The organism is Salinarchaeum sp. Harcht-Bsk1, assembly GCF_000403645.1.
GTDB lineage: Archaea > Halobacteriota > Halobacteria > Halobacteriales > Salinarchaeaceae > Salinarchaeum.
This window is the reverse complement of record NC_021313.1, coordinates 1,710,477-1,729,895: the sequence shown is the minus strand read 5'-3', so window position 1 is coordinate 1,729,895 and position 19,419 is coordinate 1,710,477. Positions and strand designations below refer to the sequence as shown.

Genomic DNA, 19,419 nt, shown 5'->3' with positions numbered 1-19,419 from the left:
GTGACTACCGGCGTTCGGTGTCGCGCTGAAGCGCCCCGACCACGTCCTCGCCCTCCAGAAACGGGATGTCGTGTCGATCCGCGTACTCCCTCGCGCCGGCGACGGAGAGTTCCTCGCCGCTCGCGTCGTCGAGCATCTCGCAGACGACGACCGCCGGCGGGATCCCCGCCTCCTCGGCGAGCGCGACGGCGAACTCCGTGTGGCCCCGGCGTTCGTCAAGCAGTTCCGGCGCCGCTCGGAGGAGGTGGACGTGTCCGGGCACGCGAAACTCCTCGGCGAAGGCGTCGGTCGGATCGGCGAGCGTGCCGTCGCCGCCACCGAGCGCGCCGTCCGCCACGTCCGCGGCGAACCCGCCAAGTTCCGAGATCGTCAGCGCGCGGTCCTCGTCGGTGATACCGGTGTAGGTGCCGCTGTGGTTGACGGTCAGCGAGAACGATGGGCGGTCGCCGTATGCCGTGGCGCCAGTCATCGTGGCAGGGTGCTCGACGGCGTCGACGTAGTAGGGCAGGTCCGCGGCGTCGGCGACGTCGGCGGCGAGCGCCACGCAGACCAACCCGCCAGCGTCGTTGCGGAGCTGTGCGAGGGCGTCGGGGTCCACGGCGGTCGCGGGGTAGAGGATGTCCGTCTCGCCCTCGCGGTCGTCGGCGTCGTGGACGCAGATTGGCTCGCCGGCACGGAACGCCTCGATCGCTCGATCCACCGAGTCGGTCGCTCCACTCGCGCGGTGGTCGCCGCCCGTCTCCGCCGGCTCCTCCTCGCCGCGAACGTCGCTCCCGCCCATCTCAGGTCCCCCGCACCGTGACGGTGACGTGATCGTCGTCGTCGAGGCCGAGTTCGTCCCGGAGCTTGTCGGGGGCGATGACCTCCAGCTGGTCCTCGTCGTGGTGGGTGCGCTCGGGCGCGATGACGTGGGCGCCGTCGTAGGCGGGCGGGTCCTCGTCGCCGGCGTCGGGATCGCTCTTCGCGATCGTGGCCGGGTAGCAGACCGCGGGTCCGTAGGTCCGCTCGTCGTCCTCCCAGCCGTCGATCGGGACGGGGTCCATCGCCTCGAGGGCGCCGCGGCGGCGAACGCTCGCCTCCGTGAGGTCGACGTTCAGTGTGCCCGGGAACGGCTCGTAGGCGAGGCGCTCGCGGAACTGCTCCATGTATCCGGGGAGCGTGATGTAGTGGCGACCCTCGCCCATGCCGCCGGTGACCGTTCCCAGGAGGGCGACGCGGGAGACGCCCTCGAAGATGCGGCGGTAGTCCTCGTACTCGTTGCGGAGTTCGCGCTCGCCGTCCTCGGTCAGTTCGATCCACTGGCCGTCGCTGACGGTGTCGCGTTCGAGGAGGCCGGCGTCCTCGAGACGCTGCAGCCGCCGGGAGGCCGTCTGCGTGGAGGCGCCGACGGAGTCGCCGAGCGCGCCACAGGAGGTCTTGACCTCCCCGTCGAGCCCGCCCTCCAGGGCGAGCAGCTTCAGGACCGCGAGTTCGTCGTGTCCGACCGCACCAGCTGCGGCGTTGCTCATGCCCTACGCTTGCGTCCGATCGCGCATAAGCGTGCCGAATGCGTGATGCGTCCAGAAATTGGGACGCCCGATACGGCGGCCCTGGCGGCGGCCCGGATCCTGGGCCCGACATGCCTGGGCAAGACGGCAGGCCTGGACAACCCGCCTGATCTGGGCTACCCTCGCGGACCGTGGTAATCGACCGGGCCCTGGCAACGTAGCGGACCACACGTTGAAGTACGATACCGCGGCGAGCAGGTCGTGGTCCCCGCGTTCGACTTCGGCCCGACGGACGACCAGACCGCGACGGGTACGTGGATCGATCGCCAGAAGCGCTGGTGATCAGCCGCGCACTGACGTCTCGACGACGGCCCGACGGCGGATCGATCGGCCGGAGGAATTTCACTTTCACTTCCCTGTTAACGGGGGTTTATGTCCCATGGCGACCGAGCGAGTGGTATGGCAGCAGACGCTGACCTCGAAGATCTCCCGGGCGTCGGCCCGGCGACCGCAGAGAAGCTGACCGATAACGGGTTCGACTCCTACCAGGGCCTCGCCGTCGCCAGCCCCGGAGAGCTCTCGAACACGGCGGACGTCGGCGAGTCCACGGCCGCGGACATCATCAACGCCGCTCGCGACGCCGCGGACGTCGGCGGGTTCGAGACGGGCGCGACCGTCCTCGAACGCCGCGAGCAGATCGGCAAGCTCTCCTGGCAGGTCGACGAGGTCGACGACCTCCTCGACGGCGGCGTCGAGACCCAGTCGATCACCGAAGTGTACGGCGAGTTCGGCTCCGGCAAGTCCCAGGTCACCCACCAGCTGGCCGTCAACGTTCAGCTTCCCCAGGAGCACGGCGGGCTCCACGGCTCCGCGATCTTCGTCGACAGCGAGGACACGTTCCGCCCCGAGCGCATCGACGACATGGTGCGCGGGCTCCCCGAGGAGGCGCTGGAGGCGATGCTCGAAGAGCGCGACATCGAAGGCGACGTCGGCGACGACGAGACGTTGGACGCGCTCGTGGACTCGTTCCTCGAGTACATCCACGTCGCGAAGGCGTTCAACTCCAGCCACCAGATGCTGCTGGCGGACAAGGCCCAGGAGCTGGCCAGCGAGAACGAGGACGCCGAGTACCCCGTTCGCCTCCTCTGTGTCGACTCCCTCACGGCCCACTTCCGCGCGGAGTACGTCGGCCGTGGCGAGCTCGCAGATCGTCAGCAGAAGCTGAACAAGCACCTTCACGCCCTCGAGAAGGTCGGGAACCTCTACAACACGGCCGTCGTCGTGACGAATCAGGTCGCCTCCAACCCCGACTCCTTCTTCGGGGACCCGACCCAGCCGATCGGCGGCAACATCCTCGGCCACAAGTCGACGTTCCGGATGTACCTCCGGAAGTCCAAGGGCGACAAGCGGATCGTCCGCCTCGTCGACGCCCCGAACCTCGCCGACGGCGAGGCCGTCATGCGGATCGAGGGCGGCGGTCTCAAGCCGGAATAAGCGGACCGTTTTTCGAGGAGAGTTTCCTCGCTCGCTGACGCTCGCTGCGGGAACCCTCCTCCAAAAAATCTCCACGAAAAAAGGCCGACAGCTCGGGCTTCGCCCTCGCTCTCGGTGTCGTTCGAAAGGCGCTTCGCGCCTTTCGTGATGACGAGAGAGCTTCGCTCTCTCGAACCAAACCGCTCGCTCCCTCCGATCGCTCGCGGACGTTCAACAACTGCACGCGATGGCATCGCCAACCCCACCGGATAGGACTGGAAGGGGCCGAGCGGGGCCCCAAGCGGTTTGGTGCAGTGGAGGTACCGACTCCAGCGCGATTCTCCGGGACTTCTCAATTACCCCTCCAACAGTTCCAGGTCGATCTCGCCGTCGAGCACCTCCGCCCGGTACATCGTCGTACGATCCGTCGACGCCCCCGTCGCACTCCCCGGATTCAGCAGCCGCACGCCCGCGACCTCCGTATCGAGCACCTCGTGGCTGTGCCCGGAGATCCCGACGGCGTTCGGATCGTGCTCCCTGACGATCCCGGCGACGCGCTCCTCGTAGTCGTGGCGCGAGCCGGTGCCGTGAGTGACGACGAACGTCACGCCGCCGGCGGTCCGCGTCGCGACCCGCGGGAGGTCCATCCCGCGATCCATGTTGCCCGAGACGGCGGTGAGGTCGCCGGCGAGGTCCCGGATCGTCTCGAGGGCCTCCCGGCTGTCGAAGTCGCCGGCGTGAATCGCGAAGTCCGCGGCCGCCAGTTCCTCCCGAACGAATCCGGGCAGCGCGGCCCTGCGCGAAGGAATGTGCGTGTCTGAGAGAATCGCGATCCGTGGCATTGGCTGTGCGTTGCCCGTCGAGTGCCGTAGCCGTTTTCCTCCAGTGCTCGGGGCAGCGGTACGCGACCAGATCGATCCACCCATCGCACGTCGAAAGCGATAGGCCACGGCCGGCCGGAGTAACGCGCATGGACGAGGTCGCGGTCGTCACGGCGTTCCTGCGCCACGATGGCGAGGTGCTGGCCTGCCACCGGAGCGAGGACGCGCCGACGTATCCCGGACAGTGGGGCGGCGTCTCCGGCGTGATCGAGGACGGCGAGGATCCGGACCAGGCCGCACGTCGGGAGGCGAGCGAGGAGGTCGGCGCGACGGGGCTGATGCTGGTCCGAAGCGCCGAGTCGCTTCGCGTCAGGGCCCCGGAGTACGAGGCGGTGTTCGTGGTCCACCCGGTGCTGTTCGACGCACCGGACCGCGAACTTACGCTCTCCGACGAGCTGCAGGCCGCGGAGTGGGTTCCGGCGACGGAGCTACTGCGGCGGGACACCGTCCCGCGACTCTTCGAGACCTACCAGCGGGTCGCGCCGACGGTGCAGTCGGTCGCGGCCGACGACGAGCACGGTGCCGCGACGCTGTCGATACGGGCGCTCGAGGTCCTCCGGGATCGGGCAGGGTTGCTCGCAACGGAGGAAGACGCCGATCTCGACGAACTCCGCTATCTCGGCGACCGCCTGCGGGAGGCACGCCCGAGTATGGCCGTGCTCCGGAACCGGGTGAACCGGGCGCTCGCGGCGGCCGGGCTCGTCGAGCCGACAGAGAGGAGCGGCGACACCGGAAACGAAGGGTCGGCACCCGAAGACGTCGAGCAGGCCGCCGTCGACGGGATCAACCGTGCGCTCGCCGCGGACGCCGAGGCCGCGATGCGTGCCGCGGGGCTGCTCTCGGGCTGGCACGTCCTCACGCTCTCGCGATCGGGGACCGTCTTCGACGCGCTGGCAGCCGACACCGTCTCCGCGATCTCGATCGCCGAATCCCGGCCTGCGCGGGAGGGGATCGACGTCGCGGAGGCGCTGGCGTCCGGAAGCGGTGAGTCGAGCACCGACAGCGATGGCATCGAGGCCCCGATCACCGTCCACACCGACGCCGCGATCGCCCACCGGCTCGCCGTTGCTGACGTCGACGCTGTCGTCGTCGGTGCGGACGCGATCCTCCCCGACGGTCGGGTCGTGAACAAGACCGGCACCCGCGGCGCAGCCATCGCCGCCGCGCGGGAGGACGTCCCCGTTTACGTCGCGGCGGCGACCGACAAGGTCACGACCCGCGAGCAGGTCAACCTCGAGTCCGGCCACCCCTCGGCGATCTACGACGGCGACGCACCCCTCGACGTCGCGAACCCGACCTTCGACGTGACGCCGGCGGACGCGATCACCGGGATCGTCACCGAGCGGGGCGTGCTCGACGTCGAGGCGATCGCCGAGGTCGCCGCGGAACTTCGAGAACTCGAACCTGCCTGAGGGACCGGCGCTGTACCGTTGCCTTCGTACTGCCCGTGGTACCCGGAAGCAGCGCCCGTAGCATACGGGGGCGTGGTCGATGGGCGACGCCGCGACTAAGACACGGGCGGTGCAAGGGGACGTATGGAACCGACCATCGATACGGTGCTACTTGCAACCGACGGGAGCGATCCCGCAGAGCGCGCCGCCGAGCACGCCATCGCGCTGGCCGCGACGACCGAGGCCGACCTCCACGTCCTGGCGGTCGCCGACGCGGCCGCGAGTCGGATGGCCGAGGCGACGCTGGGCGAGCAGGGCGGCGACTCCGTGCTGAACGAGGCCGCGAGGGAAGCGACGGGGGCGGTCGCCGATCTCGCCGCGGACGCTCCCGCGTCGCCGGACGTGACGACGATCGTCCGGACTGGCCTGGCCCACAAGGAGATCGCGGCCTACGCCCAGGAGATCGACGCCGACGTCACCGTGCTCGGCACCGAGGGGCGCTCCGGCCTCGATCGCGTCTTGCTGGGATCGGTCGCCGAGAACGTCCTGCGGACGAGCACCCGGCCGGTCCTCCTGATTTCCCCCGGCACGCCGGCGCCCGACGCCGACCAGACGCCCTACGACGAACTGCTGTTCCCGACGGACGGCAGCGAGGGCGCCGATCGGGCGCTCGACTGGGCGATCGGCCTCGCAGCGCACTACGCGGCGCCGCTGCATGCCCTGTTCGCCGCCGACGCGTCGCCGTTCCCGACGACGGTTCGCTCGAAACAGCTCCTCCAGGCGCTGGAGTCCGCCGGGAACGACGCCATCGAGGCGGTCCGGGAGCGCGGCGAAGCGAGAGACGTCGAGGTGGTCGGCGCGGTCGCCAGCGGAGCACCTGGCCCCACGATCCTCGAGTACTGCGAGGACGAACCCATCGACCTCGTCGTCATGGGCACCCACGGCCGTTCCGGCCTCGATCGGTACCTGCTGGGCAGCGTCACCGAGCACGTCGTCCGGCACGGCGACGTCCCCGTGTTCTGCGTCCCGATGCGCGGCGAGGAGTGAGCACATCGGGGCTCGCTGGCAGCGCGTCGTCGCGCCACGAAAGGCCCATTGCACTCCCCGGTCGATAGCGGGCAGGGGCGGCGGTGACGAGAGTTACCCCCACCGAGCCCCGTGTGACGAAGGGTTTTCCCGAGCCGCCCCTCCTCGAATCGTGGTGCTTATCGGGCACGGCTGAGTCCGCCAGCACATGCTCAAGCATCTCGGCATTGGCGGTATCCTCGGCGTGTTCCTGCTCGTCGGCGGCGTCGCGCTCATCGGCTGGGTCAATCCGGTCATCGCGGCAGGGATCGCGATCTCGATCGCTGGCCTCGGCCTGATCGTCCGCTCGCTCGTCTCCTCCGCGCTCGGCGCGATGGGGATGGGCGGGCTGGTCTAAATTTCGTCGTTGTAATTTTGGAGTGCGCGCGGCCGACAACTCCGAAAGCCCCCGATCGTTCGCGGGCGCGAAGCTCCCGCGTGCTCGGGAGAGCTCCGCTCTCCCGGTGCTCGAGGGCTGCGGCTCGCTGCGCGCTTCGCTCAGTCGCTTTCGCTCCTTCGCTCCAGTGCTTGTTCCGAAAGATTCGCTTCGCTCACCTTTCGACGTTCGCCTCGCGCTGCTCGGCTCACCTTCGCCCGGGAACGACCGACCGCCCGGCCCCTTTCGATGACCACCCAAACCAGCCTCATTCCTCCCCAGCCTTCTCCCTCGCGCCGGAAGACGTTCCGGCTCGCTTCGCTCGCAGGCTGCGACTTCCGAGCCCTCGCTCGCTGCCGCTTGCGAGGACTTCGCTCGGTCGGCCCTCGCACGGCGTCGGCGATTGGCTGCTCGCCCGTGAGAGGGCTCGCAGCCATGCGCAGCGCGCGCCGACGTGGACCACCGGGGTTTCGCGATCCGCGGATAATCAATGGGTGGGATTGGGAGGGGCCGACCGGTCGCGGCTCGTCACGAAGTAAGCACTGCAGCGAGGCCGACGGCCGAGCGAAGCGCGCAACGAGTGAGGTGCCGCGAGCGGGAGGGGGCTTCCGAAGCAGTCGCTGCTGTAGCGACGATCCCAGCTACTGAAACACCCAAATTCAGGCTTCGTTGTCGCCGGCGCGGTGCTCGGAGATCAGCTGATCGACCATCTCGGCGGTCTGCTCGCGCTCGCGCTCTCGGGCGCGACGCTTCCAGTCGTCGATGACGGCGTCGACGTCGGCGTCTCTGGCGACGGCGAGTTCGTCGACCTCCTGCATCGCGACGTCGGCTGCGGGCCCGACCGGAATGTCGGCTTGAAACAGGACCGCATCCGCTATCTCAGAGAGGTTCCCCTCACCGAGCAGCACGACGCGGGGACCGATCTCGACGAGCGTCTCGGCGGTCGAGCGCCCCGCCCCGCCGGCATTGCGCAGGAAGATCACGTCGTCCTCGGCGAGACCGTAGGTCTCGTCGGCGGCCTCGATGGCGGAAGAGGTGAACTCGTCGATCGGCTTGACGGGTACCAGCCCGCGCTTCTCGGCGTCGACGTCGGCGAAGTTCGAGTGATCGAGCTTCCAGAGGGCCTTCAGGCGGTCGAGTTTGCCCTCCAGGGCCTCGATCGTCTCCTCCTTCGCATCGAGGTCACGCTGGAGCGCGTCGTTCCGGCGCTTCAGCCGGGTGACCGCCCGGGTCTCGCGGACCTCCTGGCGCTCGCGATTGCGGGCTGCCTCGAGTTCGGATTCGAGGTCGTCGATCCGGTCGTCCTTCTCGGCGACGGTCGCTTCGAGCGCCGAGACGTGGTCCTGGAGCCGGTCGACCTGCGATTCCAGGTCGCGAATCCGTCGCTCGTCGTCGCTGAGTTCGCGTGGCTGGTGGGCGGTCTCGTCCGTCGACCCGCCGCCGTCCTCGCCGTCGTCCTCCAGATCTGCGAGCACGGCCTCGACGGAGGTCTCCTCCGCGAGAACACGCGCGGTGACCTCGCCCCGATCGACGGTCCGGGGAACCTTCCGTGCGATCCGCTCGAACTGGTCCTCGTGGTCGTCGAAGGCGAAGAGGGCGGCGGCGATGGCGTCGCGCTCGTGGTCGTTGTCGTAGGCGTGGTCGGGGGCGCGGTGCTGCTTCGTGTCGATCGGGAGATCCGACTCGGGGATCCAGCCCGCGGCGTCGAAGCTCCGCCGGAGCTTCTCGACGGTCTCGGGCATCGGCTCGACGTCGGCGGCGACGAGGAGCGGCCGGCCGCGCTCGACGATCCACTCGGTGACGGCGGCAGTGTCCGCGGTCCTGGTCGAGAGGACGTCGAGCAGTTCGCCGTCGAGGCCGACGAGTGCGACGGCCGTGGTCGTGCCCGGATCGACGCCGACGACGACGTGATCCCGACGCTTCGCCAGCGGCTCGAACTCGATGCCGTCCCGGCGCTCCCGTTCGATTTCGATGCGCACGTCGCCGGAGCGCTCGCGACCGATCGGCAGTTCCTCGGGCGAGGCCTCGACCTCGAAGATCGCCCGGGAGTAGCCGCCGTACTTCTCCGTCACCGTCTTCTCGAACTCGAGGCCGGCTCCCTCGAGCGCGGACTCGACCTCCCGGCTCCGCCGCTTGACGGCGCCGTGGATCTTCCGGGTGTAGCGGTCCTCGCTCCACCCGCCACCGCCGCCGACGGAGCGGCCCCTGGCGACCTTCACGTTGGTCGTGTTGGTGAACGCGGAGACGACCTGGCCGACGTTCGCCGCCGCCAGCCTGGCCGACGCCTCGGCTTCCTGCATCGGATCCTTGCCGTAGGGCACGTCGTGGCGCTTGGCGACCCGCGAGAGCGGTTCTGGCTGCTCGGCGCCGGTGACCTGGACCAGCCGGGTCGCGTCGGGCAGCTCCCGGAGGAATCGCACGAGGTCGTCGGCGTCGGTCGCCAGTTCGTAGACGTTGTCCGTCGCGAGGAGGGCTGGCTCCGCCGAGGCGATCAGCCGGCGGAGCTTCCGGTGGGAGACGACGTCGCGCTCGATCGTCGGCCCGTCGATCGAATCGCCCGGCTCGCCACCCGATCCGCCGTCCGGCCCTCCCCAGTCGATGCGGACCAGCGCGTAGGACGGCGCGTCCCCCCGGACGTCCCCGCTGTGCACGTCGACGCCGAAGATGGTGTCGTCGAGTGCCCGCGTTCGTGAACTCACTGCTGGAAGCATGGGGCCCAGCGGGCAAAAATCCACGGCAGCGGCGGCGCAGCAACCGGAGGACGTCGCCCCCGGAGCGGCCCGTCGGTGGCCTTTTGTCCGCCGCCGGAGTAGCCGGCGAGCATGACCGCAGTCACGCTCGGCCCCGAGGGCACCTACTCGCATCGCGCAGCGCAGGCCGTCGACGACTCGGTCGCGTTTCGCGAGTCCGTGACGGCAATCGTCGAGGCCGTCGCCAGCGGCGAGTTCGAGCGGGGCGTCATCGCGATCGAGAACAGCATCGAGGGCTCGGTCACGGAGAGCCTCGACGCGCTCGCCGAGAACGAGGTCGCCGTCGTCAAGGAGATCGTGACGCCGATCCGGCACGCGATCCTCGCCCAGTCCGAGGAGTTCTCGAAGATCGTGAGCCACTCGCAGGCGCTCGCACAGTGCCGGGGCTACCTCTCCGAGCACTACCCCGACGTGACCCGCGAGGCCGTCGCCTCCACCGCCCGCGGCGTCGAGCACGCCCGCGAGAACCCCGACCTCGCAGCGATCGGCCATCCCGCCAACGCGGGAGACGGCCTGCAGGTGATCGCCGAGGACATCCAGGATTCGTCCTCGAACTCCACGCGCTTCTTCGTGCTCGCGCACCCGGAGGACGCGACGGAGGCCGGCGGCAAGTCCTCCTTCGTCGTCTACCCGAACACGGACTACCCCGGCCTCCTGCTCGAACTGCTGGAACCCTTCGCCGACCGGGACATCAACCTCACGCGCGTCGAGTCTCGGCCCAGCGGCGAGCGCCTCGGCGACTACGTCTTCCACGTGGACGTCAACGCGGGGCTCTACGAGGAACGGACCCAGGCCGCCCTCGACGACATCCGCGAGATCGCGTCGAACGGCTGGGTCCGGGAACTCGGGTCCTACGACGTCGAGACCGTGGTCTGATTCGATCGGGGGCGACGCAACGACGAAACGCCCGACCGACGGGACCGTAGCTGGTTTCTCCCCCAGCGTCCAAGCGGGTGCCATGTCACTCGATGCAGGCGATTCGGCACCCGAGATCGCCGCGGAGAACCAGGACGGCGAGGTCGTCCGCCCGTCGATCGACGGCCCGACAGTGCTCTACTTCTACCCCCGCGACGACACGCCTGGGTGTACCACCGAGGCCCGCCAGTTCCAGACCGAACTGGAGAGCTACCGCGACGCCGGCGTAGCGGTCTACGGCGTCTCGACGGACACCGTCTCATCGCACCGCGAGTTCTGCGACGACCAGGGGCTCGAGTTCGACCTCCTCGCTGACCCCGACGCCGAACTCGCCGACGCGTTCGACGTCGACACCAGCCGCGGTGCCGCAGCGCGAACGACGTTCGTCCTCCTCGACGGCGATATCTGGCGCGTCTACGAGGACGTCTCGCCCGACGGCCACGCTCGCGACGTGCTCGGCGACCTCCTCGACGCCGGCGTGGTCGAGCTGGGCGAGTAACGGCTGCCGGCACGACCGCCGGACACCGCGAGCGTTCGCACTCCACCGGAGTGCCGTCTGGTTCGACCCGCCACAGTGACCTCGCTGGACTTCCCGAACCACTCTCGGGCGGAACGGGCTTCCAAGCGGTTCGCCGTCGCCCCGAATCGCTCCGAAACGGTCCAGTTCACCAGCTGAGGCTTATTACGCCCCGGGTCGAAGGTCAGAACGTCATGGCACGCAACCCCTTCAGCGAACTCGAGCGGCTGTTCGACCGGATGGAATCGCAGTTCGAGGGGCAGGCCAGTTTCGGGAGCACCGTCGCCGTCGACGTGGTCGACGAGGACGACCAGTTCGTCGTCGAGGCGGAACTGCCGGGCTTCGAGGCGGGCGACCTCGAACTCACCTACTCGGAGGGCCGTCTCTCCATCGTGGCCGAGCGAGAGGAACACGTCGAGGCCGACTACGTCCGCAGCGAGCGCAAGCACGCCGTCGAGCGGACCGTCCGGCTGCCCGAACCGGTCGACGCCGACGCGATCGACGCGGACCTCGACGACCGGGGCGTCCTCCGAGTCACGCTCCCCAAGGAAGCGCCTGCGGAGGCGGGCAAGCGCATCGAGATCGGGGAGTAGGTCCGACCGCTAACGACTCGCTTCGAGGCGGTCGACGATCGAATCGACGGCAGCGTCGACCGCCGCGTTCCAATCCTCGGGCAACTCCCCACCGCCTTTCGGCGGGTCGATGGAGAGGTCGACCGGCCAGTACGCCACGTTATCGAGGTATTCGGCTGCGGCCGCGCCCACGAACGTCGCGTCCCTGCGCTTCGAGGACACGCCGCCGCTGGCCAGGTCGTAGTAGTTCGTAAACAGCTGGACGACGACCGCGTCGCGATCGCCGAGCACCGCCCGGAGCGCGCCGTCGTCGGCGAGGTGACGAAACAGCTTCGCGGTGTTGTTCGCGGGATCCGCACGGCGCCACTCGAGTTCGAGAAGCACCAGCCGGTCGGGAGTCTCGCCAGCGACGTCGACCGGGGTGCCGCCGACGGGTCGCTCGACGGACCACTCGGCCGCAGGCAGGGCTGCCGCCAGCCGGTCCGCGAGTCGTTCCTGGACCTGCCGTGCGTGCTCGCCCACGAGCTCGGGAATCGGAGCGGTGGGTACTGAACGTTGTGGGAGCGGCGCCGTCCGCCCCGAGGGGCTGACCGCTGCTGCGCGACGCCGGCAAGCCCGCCGGGCCGTCGATGGGCTTACCCGCCGTTCGCCCATAGCAGGCCCCATGCCAGCCGAATCGGCCGAGGAGCAGCCAGCGATCACGCTGTACCGGCTCCAGGCCTGCCCGTACTGCGAGCGGGTCGTCCGCCGCCTGCACGAACTCGACCTCGACTTCCAGTCCCGCTTCGTCGAACCCATGCACGGAGACCGGGACGTCGTCAAGCGCGTCTCGGGCGTCCGGACGGTTCCCGTGATCGTCGACCGGACCACCGGCGTCACGATGGCGGAGAGCGCGAACATCGTCGACTATCTCGACGGCACGTACGGCGCCGAAGCCGACGATGCGGACGCTGCTCCCGCGACTGGAGGTGACGCCTGATGGTCGACTTCGAGGTCGTCGATCTGCCCGAGACCGACCACGTCGCCGTGGGCGAGCAGGCGCCGGACTTCGAGCGCCCGCTCGTCAACGACGAGTTCTGGGAAGACGTTGCCCTCTCCGATCTCACCGCCGAGGGGCCCGTACTCCTCGTGTTCCACCCGATGGACGGCGCGTTCCCGGCGACGTACGTCTGGAGCGAGATCCGCGACCGGGAGTGGACGAGCGCGTTCGACGCCCAGATCGTCGGCTGTTCGATCTCCTCGCCCTACGAGCACAAGGACCTGATCGCGGACAGCGGGATCGACGCGTCGCTATTCTCCGATCCCGCCGCTGACGTCGCCGAAACCTACGGCGTCGAGAACGACCTCGACGGCATGGCCGGTATCACCGAGCACCGCCCCGCCGTCTACCTGCTCGACGAGGAGCGGGTCGTGCAGTACGCCTGGGTCGCCGAGCAGTGGCCCGACTTCCCGCCCTACGACGAGGTCGAGGACGCGCTGGGCGGGCTGTAGCACTCCACGACGGTATCGCGGACCCGGATCCCGATCCCGCTCGCTTTTCCCGTCGGACCTGCTGTGTCCTGCCAATGACTGGCGACGGTGCAACGGACGGCGCTCCGGTGGCCGACGGCGATCTCGACGCCGCCGCGGCCGCCATCGAGCGCGGCGAGTGCGTCGTCTATCCGACGGAGACGGTCTACGGCCTCGGCGCGAACGCGATCGACCCCGACGCCGTCGAGTGCGTGTTCGACGTGAAGGACCGCGATCGCTCGAAGCCGGTCTCGCTCGGCGTGCCCGACGTCGACGCCGCGCTCGAGTTCACCGCGCCGACCGCCCGTGAACGCCGATTCATGCACGAGTTCCTACCCGGCCCGGTGACGGTCGTCGTCGATCGCAAGGAGATGGTCCCCGACGTGCTGACCGCCGGCAGCAATCGAGTCGGCGTCCGAATTCCGGATCACGACGTCGCGCTGGATCTCCTCGAGCGGACCGACGCGCCGATTACCGCCACGAGCGCGAACGTGAGCGGCACCGGGAGCGTCCGGACCGTGTCAGAACTGAGCGACGAGGTTCGCGACGCTGTCGCGGTCGTCCTCGACGCCGGCGAGACGCCGGGCAGCGAGAGCACGGTCGTCGACGTCGAAGTGGGCGAGATCGTGCGGCGCGGTGCGATGGCCGACGAAATCGAGTACTGGCTCGAGGCGAACTGAACGGATTCCCGGCCTTGGCGCAGGCGAGAGCGAGGAGCTACTCTGGCTTTGCGACCGTCGCGTAGCAGTTCCCACTCGACACCTCGACGTCGAGTACTCGCACGTCGCTCGCCGCGAGGTCGGCCTCGAACTCGTCGGGATCGTAGACGTGGTAGTATCGATCGACCGTTTCTCCGTCGGGGAGTTCCCACGGGATCTCGGCGTCGAATCCCGCGTCGGCGTCGAAGCGGTCGGCCGCGACACTCCAGGCCGAGACGAGCGCCTGGCCGTCGGGCGTCAGGACCCGGGCGATCTCGTCGAGACTGCGGACTCGGAGGTCCCGCGTCGGGAGGTGGTGCAGCGTCGCGATCGAGACGGCCACCGCGATCGAATCGCTCCGGACGGGGAGCGTGGCGGCGTCGCCGGCGACGAGGTCGGCGTCCACGTTGGTCCGCTCGCGCGCGATCTCGAGCAGTTCGGTGCTCAGATCGAGGCCGATCGTGTGCTCGACGCGATCGGCGAGCGGGGCGAGGTGCCTGCCGTTCCCGCAGCCGACGTCGAGACCGAACTCCCCGGGTGGCGCGGCGTCGAGAAACTCGGTGACCTCCGGCCAGGGGTAGCGCCGCGTCTCGGCGAAGTGGGCGGCGATCTCGTCGTACACCGCCTGCGTCGCGGCTCGCGAGCGATCCATCGTTCGGCCGGACGATCGCGGCGCTGGCGGGTAAACGTCGGGGATCCGCCGCCAGGAAGGAGTCCCGGGCCGCTTTTTGCCGTGCCGCCCCTCCCACCGGGCATGAGCGACCTCGACCTCGGGCCGGAACAACTGGAGCGCTACGCCCGGCACGTGGTCATGGACGACGTCGGGCCGGAGGGACAGGCTGCCCTCCTCGATGCCTCGGTGCTCGTGGTCGGTGCCGGCGGCCTGGGCTGTCCGGCGATCCAGTACCTCGCCGCGGCGGGGATCGGACGGCTCGGCATCGTCGACGACGACGTGGTCGAGCGATCGAACCTCCAGCGCCAGGTCCTCCACGGCGAGGCCGACGTCGGGCGGCCGAAGGTCGAGAGCGCGGCGGAAGCGGTGGCGTCGCTGAACCCCGACGTGACGGTCGATCGCCACGAGACCCGATTCACCGCCGAGAACGCGATGGCGCTGGTCAGCGACTACGACGTGGTCCTCGACGCAAGCGACAACTTCCCGACCCGGTTCCTCGTCAACGACGCCTGCGTCCTCGCGGAGACGCCGTTCGTCCACGGCGCGGTCTACCGCTTCGAGGGACAGCTCACGACAGTCGCGGCCGGCGGCCGACCGTGCTATCGCTGCCTGTTCCCCGAAGCGCCGCCTGAAGGAACCGTGCCGAACTGTGCGACGGCGGGCGTGCTCGGCGTGCTCCCGGGCACGATCGGCGCGATGCAGGCGACGGAGGCGATCAAACTCGTCCTCGGCGTCGGCGATCCGCTGACGGAGGCGGTCGTCTACTACGACGCCCGGAACCCCGGCACCGAGACGGTCGACCTGCGGCCCAGACCGGACTGTCCGGTCTGTAGCGCCGACGCCGAGATTCGGGACGTCGCCGACGTGACCTACGAGGGCGGCTGTACGGTGGACGCGGACTGAGGCCGGCGAACGGACGGCCGACCGGGCGGTCATCGTCGGGGCGCAGGCAGCACCTGCCGATCGTAGTCCCCGCCTGCCCGCGAAAACGGGCAGAACCCCTAATTACGCGCACCGCCTTGCGCACGGTATGGCCGGCCACCACGCCGAACGCATCACGCTGGCCCGGCTCCCCGCTGGCACGGAGATCGCAACGACCGTCCACACCTACGAGGGCGCCGGCGATGGACCCACCGTCTACGTCCAGGCCGCCCAGCACGGCCAGGAAATCAACGGCACCGAGGTCTGCCGCCGCCTCGACGATCGGCTCGATCCCGAGGAGCTGTTCGGGCGCGTGATCGTCGTCCCCGTCGCCAATCCCCTGACCTTCGATCGCGTCTCCTACACGACGCCGGAAGCCCTCGACGGCGTCAACCCGAACATGAACCGGGTCTGGCCCGGCGACGCTGACGGCACGATCCACGAGCAGATGGCCGCCCGGCTCTGGGCGTTCGCGGGCGACGCGGACGCGATCGTCGACCTCCACACCGGCTCCGTGGAGATGCTGACCCACGCGGTCTACACGGCCGGCGACGAGCGCGCCCGGGACCTCGCGATCGCCTTCGGGACGGAGTTGCTCCTGGCGGAGCCCGCGGGCGAGGCAGCCAGCGACGAGTGGCACGAGCGCAGTTTCGACGGCAAGCTCCGGGTCGCAGCCGCCGACGCCGGGATCCCGGCGATCACGCCCGAACTCGCCCACAACAAGCAACTCGTCGAGAGCGCCATCGAGGTCGGCGTCCGTGGCGTACTGGGCGTGCTTCGGGAACTCGACGCCCTCCGCGGCCAGCGCATCACGAGCGCGGAGCCGACGATCGCCCGTAACCACCTCGGCCGGGTGACGGCCGATCACTCCGGACTGTTCCGCGTCACCGCCGACGTCGAACTCGGACAGCGCGTTCCGGAGGGGTTCCAGCTCGGGAGCGTCTATCACCCCACGACGTACGAGCCCCTCCAGTTCGTCGAGACCGATCGGGCCGGCGTGCTCTACGCGCTGACCCGTGAAGCGACGGTGAACGCCGGCGATCGGCTGGCGAGCGTCGCGATCGATCCGGAGTAAGCTCGCTTGCTTACTGTCGGTCAGTTACGGCCGCTGTCCGTCGACCCCAAGTACCTAGCGAGCGGTTTGATTCCCGATCCCCGTCTCGATTCGGTCGAGGCAATGAACCGCGATCGACCGAAGGCTCGCGATCACGCTGGCGCATCGACCGACGCAGATGACGACGACGGCACCGACCGTCGAGCGACCGACGTCTCCCGACGCCGACTGCTCGGCGCCGCCGGAACCGTCGCCGTCGCCGGACTGGCCGGCTGTTCGGGCATCCTCGGTGGTGGCGGAGGCGGCGGCTCCTCGGGGAGCGGACCGGACAACGTCCAGAACGAGGTCGACGGCATCGAGGTGACGGATGCGACCGCAGAGTCCAGCGGCGGCCGGTACTCGATCATGGTGACCCTCCGGAACACCGGCGGTGAGGACACGAGCGTCCTCGACTTCGGGTACGACGTCACGCTCTACGACTCCTCGGGGTCCGAAATCGAGACGATGGGCACTGCCGCCGCCAACCGCGACGGGTTCTACGACGGCAACCCCGGGAAGGTCGAGATCATTCCACAGATGCAGTCCGAGGCATCGGCCGTCGACAGCTTCGAACTCACGATCCGCTGTGAGGAAGGCCCTTACTGTCAGTAGCACGCGGCGACGCGACGGCGGTCGGCGATCCACTCACTCGATCTCCCGCACGACTTCGGCGGGGTTCCCCTGCACCACCACGTCGGCGGGGACGTCCTCCGTGACGACCGCGCCCGAGGCGATCACTGCCCGATCGCCGATCGTGACGCCGGGGTTGATCACCGCCTGCCCGCCGATCCAGACCTGGTCCCCGATCTCCACCGGCTTGCCGTACTCGACGCCGGAGGTCCGCTCCTCGGCGTCGAGTGGATGCGTCGCAGTGTAGACGTGGACGCTCGGCCCGAGCATGCACTCCTCGCCGATCTCGATGGGACAGACGTCGAGGAAGACGCAGTCGAAGTTCGCGTAGAATCGATCGCCGACGTGGATATTGTAGCCGTAGTCGCAGCGAAACGGCGGCGTGACGTAGACGCTGTCGCCGACGGTACCGAGGAGGTCGCGGAGGAGCGCCTCGCGGCGATCGTGTTGGTCAGGCTCGGTGTCGTTGAACGCCCGAGTGAGTTCCTGGGCGCGCTCGTGGTCCTCGCGGAGCTCCGGGTCCGTCGGATCGTACAGCTCCCCCGCGATCATCTTCTCCTTCTCGCTCATGGCGTTTGCGTACCGTTCCAGCCGGATACGTGCTCGGCTGGCGGTCATTTGGCCGTTCGTTTCGCGGGGATGATGGCCCAAGGAGTGAATGCGAGCGCACCCACCGCCAGAGCGGGAAGCGTCCGGCGTGCGGTGGCGGAGGGCACAGGCGGCTTTTCGCCACCGTCATAACTCCGCTCTGACGAGCCTTGCCTCACTTCGTTCGGCAAGACCACGTTTTTCGAGGAGCGGGTCGTTTCGCGACCCGCGACGAGAAAAAGGTGGAGTATCAATCCTTAAGCAGGCTGGCGGCACAGTCGCATGCGAGATGGCACGACGAGGCCCCTCGGAGGTGGCGCGATGACCGACGAGCAGATCGAACCGGAAGCCACGCCCGACGGGGGCCAGACAGGTGCCTACACAGTGCGCCTGGAACTCGCGGACGAACCGGGCGAACTCCTCAACGCGCTCCAGCCGATCGCCGACAACGGCGGGAACCTCCTCTCGATCTTCCACGAGCGGGGAAACATTACGCCGCGCGGACAGATTCCCGTCGAGGTGGACCTGGAGTGCCACCCCGAGCAGTTCGAGCGGATCGTCCAGGCGCTTCGCGAGGCCGGGATGAACGTCGTCCAGGCCGGTCGCGAGGAGTACGGCGAGGAACTCACCCTGCTGCTCGTCGGGCACGTCATCGACACGGACCTCTCGGACACGCTCGACCGGATCCAGACCGCCGCCGGCGCGTCGGTGACCGACCTCGCGCTCTCCGCGCCGGAGGGCACCGACGACGTCTCGAGCGCCCGGCTGCGGATCGCCACGTCCGCCGACCGGACCGAGGACGTGCTCGAAACCGTCCGCGACGTCGCCGCAGAGAAGGAACTCCACGTGATCGAACCGCAACTGGACAGCGGAGGTGACGCCTGATGCGTCTCGCCGTCCTCGGCGCCGGCGCAGTCGGGCGCTCCGTCGTCGAACTCGCCGGCGAGTACGGCCACGAGGTCGTCGCCGTCGCTGACTCCCGGAGCGCAGCGGTGGCCGGCGGCAGCGGCGGTGCAGGCAGCGACGACGCGCTCGACGCGTCGGCCGTCCTCGAGCGCAAGGACTCCGAGGGGGTCGTCGGCGACGCCGATCCCGAAGACGCGCTCGCGGCCGACTACGATGCGCTCGTGGAGGCCACTCCAACCACGCTCGACGACGCCGAGCCCGGCTTCGGTCACTGCGAGGCCGCGCTCGAAGCGGATCGGGACGTCGTCCTGGCGAACAAGGGCCCGGTCGCGGAACGGTACGCGGACCTTCGCGCCCTCGAAGCGGCAAGCGAGGGGACCGTTCGCTTCGAGGCGACGGTCGCGGGCGCGATCCCGGCGATCTCCACGATCGAGGACTACGGCCCGGAGACCGTCGAGGCCGCCCGCGGCGTACTCAACGGCACGGCGAACTTCGTCCTGACGCGGATGGCCGCGGAGGGTCTGGGCTACGAGCATGTACTCGCGGAGGCCCAGGATCTCGGGGTCGCGGAGGCCGACCCGAGCTTCGACGTCGACGGCACCGACGCCGCACTCAAGTGCGTCATCCTCGCGAACGTGCTCACCGGCGGCGAGCCGGAGTTCTCGCTGTCCGACGCCGAGGTCGAGGGCATCCGGAACGTGCCCGGCTCCGCGCTCGAACTCGCCAAGGAGGAGGGCCGGACGGTCCGCCTGATCGGCGAGGCCACCCGGGACACGGTCCGCGTCGGACCCCGGCTCGTCCCCGAGAACGGCGTGCTCGCGGTCACGGGTACCCGGAACATCGTCCAGATCGACACCGAGCACGCCGGTCGACTGAACATCTCCGGGCGCGGTGCCGGCGGCCCGGAGACCGCGACGGCGGTACTGGCCGACGTTGGGCGGCTGGAGTAGCGGTTTGTAGGCCACCATTTAGGG

The 19,419-nt window shown here is 69.4% G+C and carries 22 protein-coding genes; 15 read left to right on the top strand and 7 right to left on the bottom strand.

The annotated features are described in order from the left end of the window. Positions 1-4: 4 nt before the first annotated feature. Both ribB and L593_RS07795 read right to left on the bottom strand, forming a co-directional pair. On the bottom strand, positions 5-781 hold the full coding sequence (gene ribB, locus L593_RS07800; protein WP_020446403.1) for a 3,4-dihydroxy-2-butanone-4-phosphate synthase: 777 nt from the start codon (positions 779-781) through the stop codon (positions 5-7). A gap of 1 nt (position 782) precedes the next feature. After that, positions 783-1,508 (bottom strand): DUF120 domain-containing protein, encoded by a 726-nt coding sequence (locus L593_RS07795; protein WP_020446402.1) that lies wholly within the window; start codon positions 1,506-1,508, stop codon positions 783-785. Between the two features lie 438 nt (positions 1,509-1,946). Between L593_RS07795 and radA the strand changes: the two genes are divergently transcribed. Continuing rightward, entirely contained in the window at positions 1,947-2,981 is a 1,035-nt protein-coding gene (radA, locus tag L593_RS07790) for a DNA repair and recombination protein RadA (RefSeq protein WP_020446401.1), read from the top strand. 335 nt (positions 2,982-3,316) lie between these two features. Here the strand turns inward: radA and L593_RS07785 are convergent, their stop codons facing one another. Further along, complete coding sequence (locus L593_RS07785; RefSeq protein ID WP_020446400.1) at positions 3,317-3,802, bottom strand: metallophosphoesterase family protein; 486 nt, start codon at positions 3,800-3,802, stop codon at positions 3,317-3,319. Between the two features lie 128 nt (positions 3,803-3,930). On the opposite strand from L593_RS07785, the gene L593_RS07780 reads away from it, so the two are divergent. From L593_RS07780 to L593_RS07770, 3 genes are all read left to right on the top strand, one after another. After that, the gene (locus L593_RS07780; protein WP_020446399.1) at positions 3,931-5,253 is read left to right on the top strand and encodes an NUDIX domain-containing protein; all 1,323 of its coding nucleotides are present in this window, start codon (positions 3,931-3,933) and stop codon (positions 5,251-5,253) included. Between the two features lie 123 nt (positions 5,254-5,376). Next, a complete protein-coding gene (locus L593_RS07775) occupies positions 5,377-6,279 on the top strand; it encodes a universal stress protein (RefSeq protein WP_020446398.1) in 903 nt (300 codons plus the stop codon). A gap of 187 nt (positions 6,280-6,466) precedes the next feature. Next, entirely contained in the window at positions 6,467-6,655 is a 189-nt protein-coding gene (locus L593_RS07770) for a hypothetical protein (RefSeq protein ID WP_020446397.1), read from the top strand. Between the two features lie 677 nt (positions 6,656-7,332). Here L593_RS07770 and L593_RS07765 read toward each other — a convergent pair. Further along, on the bottom strand, positions 7,333-9,372 hold the full coding sequence (locus tag L593_RS07765) for a DUF460 domain-containing protein (protein WP_049893970.1): 2,040 nt from the start codon (positions 9,370-9,372) through the stop codon (positions 7,333-7,335). A gap of 123 nt (positions 9,373-9,495) precedes the next feature. Between L593_RS07765 and pheA the strand changes: the two genes are divergently transcribed. The 3 genes from pheA to L593_RS07750 all read left to right on the top strand — a co-directional run bounded on the left by pheA (position 9,496) and on the right by L593_RS07750 (position 11,448). After that, entirely contained in the window at positions 9,496-10,299 is an 804-nt protein-coding gene (pheA, locus tag L593_RS07760; RefSeq protein ID WP_020446395.1) for a prephenate dehydratase, read from the top strand. Positions 10,300-10,381: 82 nt separating this feature from the next. Continuing rightward, a complete protein-coding gene (locus tag L593_RS07755; protein ID WP_020446394.1) occupies positions 10,382-10,837 on the top strand; it encodes a peroxiredoxin in 456 nt (151 codons plus the stop codon). Between the two features lie 212 nt (positions 10,838-11,049). Beyond that, entirely contained in the window at positions 11,050-11,448 is a 399-nt protein-coding gene (locus L593_RS07750) for an Hsp20/alpha crystallin family protein (protein ID WP_020446393.1), read from the top strand. Positions 11,449-11,457: 9 nt separating this feature from the next. Here L593_RS07750 and L593_RS07745 read toward each other — a convergent pair whose 3' ends face one another. Further along, a complete protein-coding gene (locus tag L593_RS07745) occupies positions 11,458-11,949 on the bottom strand; it encodes a hypothetical protein (RefSeq protein WP_020446392.1) in 492 nt (163 codons plus the stop codon). Between the two features lie 142 nt (positions 11,950-12,091). On the opposite strand from L593_RS07745, the gene L593_RS07740 reads away from it, so the two are divergent. The 3 genes from L593_RS07740 to L593_RS07730 all read left to right on the top strand — a co-directional run bounded on the left by L593_RS07740 (position 12,092) and on the right by L593_RS07730 (position 13,616). Next, on the top strand, positions 12,092-12,406 hold the full coding sequence (locus tag L593_RS07740) for a glutathione S-transferase N-terminal domain-containing protein (protein ID WP_020446391.1): 315 nt from the start codon (positions 12,092-12,094) through the stop codon (positions 12,404-12,406). Continuing rightward, positions 12,406-12,918: a redoxin domain-containing protein gene (locus L593_RS07735; RefSeq protein WP_020446390.1), complete on the top strand. Its 513-nt coding sequence runs from the start codon at positions 12,406-12,408 to the stop codon at positions 12,916-12,918. The genes L593_RS07740 and L593_RS07735 overlap by 1 nt, the downstream gene beginning before the upstream one ends. Before the next feature lie 74 nt (positions 12,919-12,992). Then, positions 12,993-13,616 (top strand): L-threonylcarbamoyladenylate synthase, encoded by a 624-nt coding sequence (locus tag L593_RS07730; protein ID WP_020446389.1) that lies wholly within the window; start codon positions 12,993-12,995, stop codon positions 13,614-13,616. Between the two features lie 37 nt (positions 13,617-13,653). On the opposite strand, the gene L593_RS07725 is transcribed toward L593_RS07730, so the two are convergent. Then, positions 13,654-14,286 carry a class I SAM-dependent methyltransferase gene (locus L593_RS07725; RefSeq protein ID WP_020446388.1) on the bottom strand — a complete coding sequence of 211 codons (633 nt, stop codon included), beginning with the start codon at positions 14,284-14,286 and terminating at the stop codon, positions 13,654-13,656. Positions 14,287-14,388: 102 nt separating this feature from the next. Between L593_RS07725 and L593_RS07720 the strand changes: the two genes are divergently transcribed. The 3 genes from L593_RS07720 (at position 14,389) to L593_RS07710 (ending at position 16,933) form a co-directional block, all read left to right on the top strand. Further along, entirely contained in the window at positions 14,389-15,210 is an 822-nt protein-coding gene (locus L593_RS07720; protein ID WP_020446387.1) for a molybdopterin-synthase adenylyltransferase MoeB, read from the top strand. Positions 15,211-15,337: 127 nt separating this feature from the next. Then, a complete protein-coding gene (locus L593_RS07715) occupies positions 15,338-16,303 on the top strand; it encodes a succinylglutamate desuccinylase/aspartoacylase family protein (RefSeq protein WP_020446386.1) in 966 nt (321 codons plus the stop codon). 102 nt (positions 16,304-16,405) lie between these two features. After that, positions 16,406-16,933: a hypothetical protein gene (locus L593_RS07710; RefSeq protein WP_020446385.1), complete on the top strand. Its 528-nt coding sequence runs from the start codon at positions 16,406-16,408 to the stop codon at positions 16,931-16,933. 33 nt (positions 16,934-16,966) lie between these two features. Here L593_RS07710 and L593_RS07705 read toward each other — a convergent pair whose 3' ends face one another. After that, positions 16,967-17,521, bottom strand: coding sequence for a maltose acetyltransferase domain-containing protein (locus L593_RS07705; protein ID WP_049893967.1), 555 nt, complete (start codon positions 17,519-17,521; stop codon positions 16,967-16,969). A 339-nt stretch (positions 17,522-17,860) separates the two neighbouring features. Between L593_RS07705 and L593_RS07700 the strand changes: the two genes are divergently transcribed. Both L593_RS07700 and L593_RS07695 read left to right on the top strand, forming a co-directional pair. Further along, positions 17,861-18,424, top strand: a complete 564-nt coding sequence (locus L593_RS07700) for an ACT-binding domain-containing protein (RefSeq protein ID WP_020446383.1) — start codon at positions 17,861-17,863, stop codon at positions 18,422-18,424. Continuing rightward, a complete protein-coding gene (locus tag L593_RS07695) occupies positions 18,424-19,395 on the top strand; it encodes a homoserine dehydrogenase (RefSeq protein ID WP_020446382.1) in 972 nt (323 codons plus the stop codon). The genes L593_RS07700 and L593_RS07695 overlap by 1 nt, the downstream gene beginning before the upstream one ends. The last annotated feature ends 24 nt before the right edge of the window (positions 19,396-19,419 follow it).

Coding starts and splice junctions, on each gene's coding strand:
- ribB (WP_020446403.1), bottom strand. CDS start 781: ATGGGCGGGAGCGACGTTCGCGGCGAGGAGGAGCCGGCGGAGACGGGC.
- L593_RS07795 (WP_020446402.1), bottom strand. CDS start 1,508: ATGAGCAACGCCGCAGCTGGTGCGGTCGGACACGACGAACTCGCGGTC.
- radA (WP_020446401.1), top strand. CDS start 1,947: ATGGCAGCAGACGCTGACCTCGAAGATCTCCCGGGCGTCGGCCCGGCG.
- L593_RS07785 (WP_020446400.1), bottom strand. CDS start 3,802: ATGCCACGGATCGCGATTCTCTCAGACACGCACATTCCTTCGCGCAGG.
- L593_RS07780 (WP_020446399.1), top strand. CDS start 3,931: ATGGACGAGGTCGCGGTCGTCACGGCGTTCCTGCGCCACGATGGCGAG.
- L593_RS07775 (WP_020446398.1), top strand. CDS start 5,377: ATGGAACCGACCATCGATACGGTGCTACTTGCAACCGACGGGAGCGAT.
- L593_RS07770 (WP_020446397.1), top strand. CDS start 6,467: ATGCTCAAGCATCTCGGCATTGGCGGTATCCTCGGCGTGTTCCTGCTC.
- pheA (WP_020446395.1), top strand. CDS start 9,496: ATGACCGCAGTCACGCTCGGCCCCGAGGGCACCTACTCGCATCGCGCA.
- L593_RS07755 (WP_020446394.1), top strand. CDS start 10,382: ATGTCACTCGATGCAGGCGATTCGGCACCCGAGATCGCCGCGGAGAAC.
- L593_RS07750 (WP_020446393.1), top strand. CDS start 11,050: ATGGCACGCAACCCCTTCAGCGAACTCGAGCGGCTGTTCGACCGGATG.
- L593_RS07740 (WP_020446391.1), top strand. CDS start 12,092: ATGCCAGCCGAATCGGCCGAGGAGCAGCCAGCGATCACGCTGTACCGG.
- L593_RS07735 (WP_020446390.1), top strand. CDS start 12,406: ATGGTCGACTTCGAGGTCGTCGATCTGCCCGAGACCGACCACGTCGCC.
- L593_RS07730 (WP_020446389.1), top strand. CDS start 12,993: ATGACTGGCGACGGTGCAACGGACGGCGCTCCGGTGGCCGACGGCGAT.
- L593_RS07725 (WP_020446388.1), bottom strand. CDS start 14,286: ATGGATCGCTCGCGAGCCGCGACGCAGGCGGTGTACGACGAGATCGCC.
- L593_RS07720 (WP_020446387.1), top strand. CDS start 14,389: ATGAGCGACCTCGACCTCGGGCCGGAACAACTGGAGCGCTACGCCCGG.
- L593_RS07715 (WP_020446386.1), top strand. CDS start 15,338: ATGGCCGGCCACCACGCCGAACGCATCACGCTGGCCCGGCTCCCCGCT.
- L593_RS07710 (WP_020446385.1), top strand. CDS start 16,406: ATGAACCGCGATCGACCGAAGGCTCGCGATCACGCTGGCGCATCGACC.
- L593_RS07705 (WP_049893967.1), bottom strand. CDS start 17,521: ATGAGCGAGAAGGAGAAGATGATCGCGGGGGAGCTGTACGATCCGACG.
- L593_RS07700 (WP_020446383.1), top strand. CDS start 17,861: ATGACCGACGAGCAGATCGAACCGGAAGCCACGCCCGACGGGGGCCAG.
- L593_RS07695 (WP_020446382.1), top strand. CDS start 18,424: ATGCGTCTCGCCGTCCTCGGCGCCGGCGCAGTCGGGCGCTCCGTCGTC.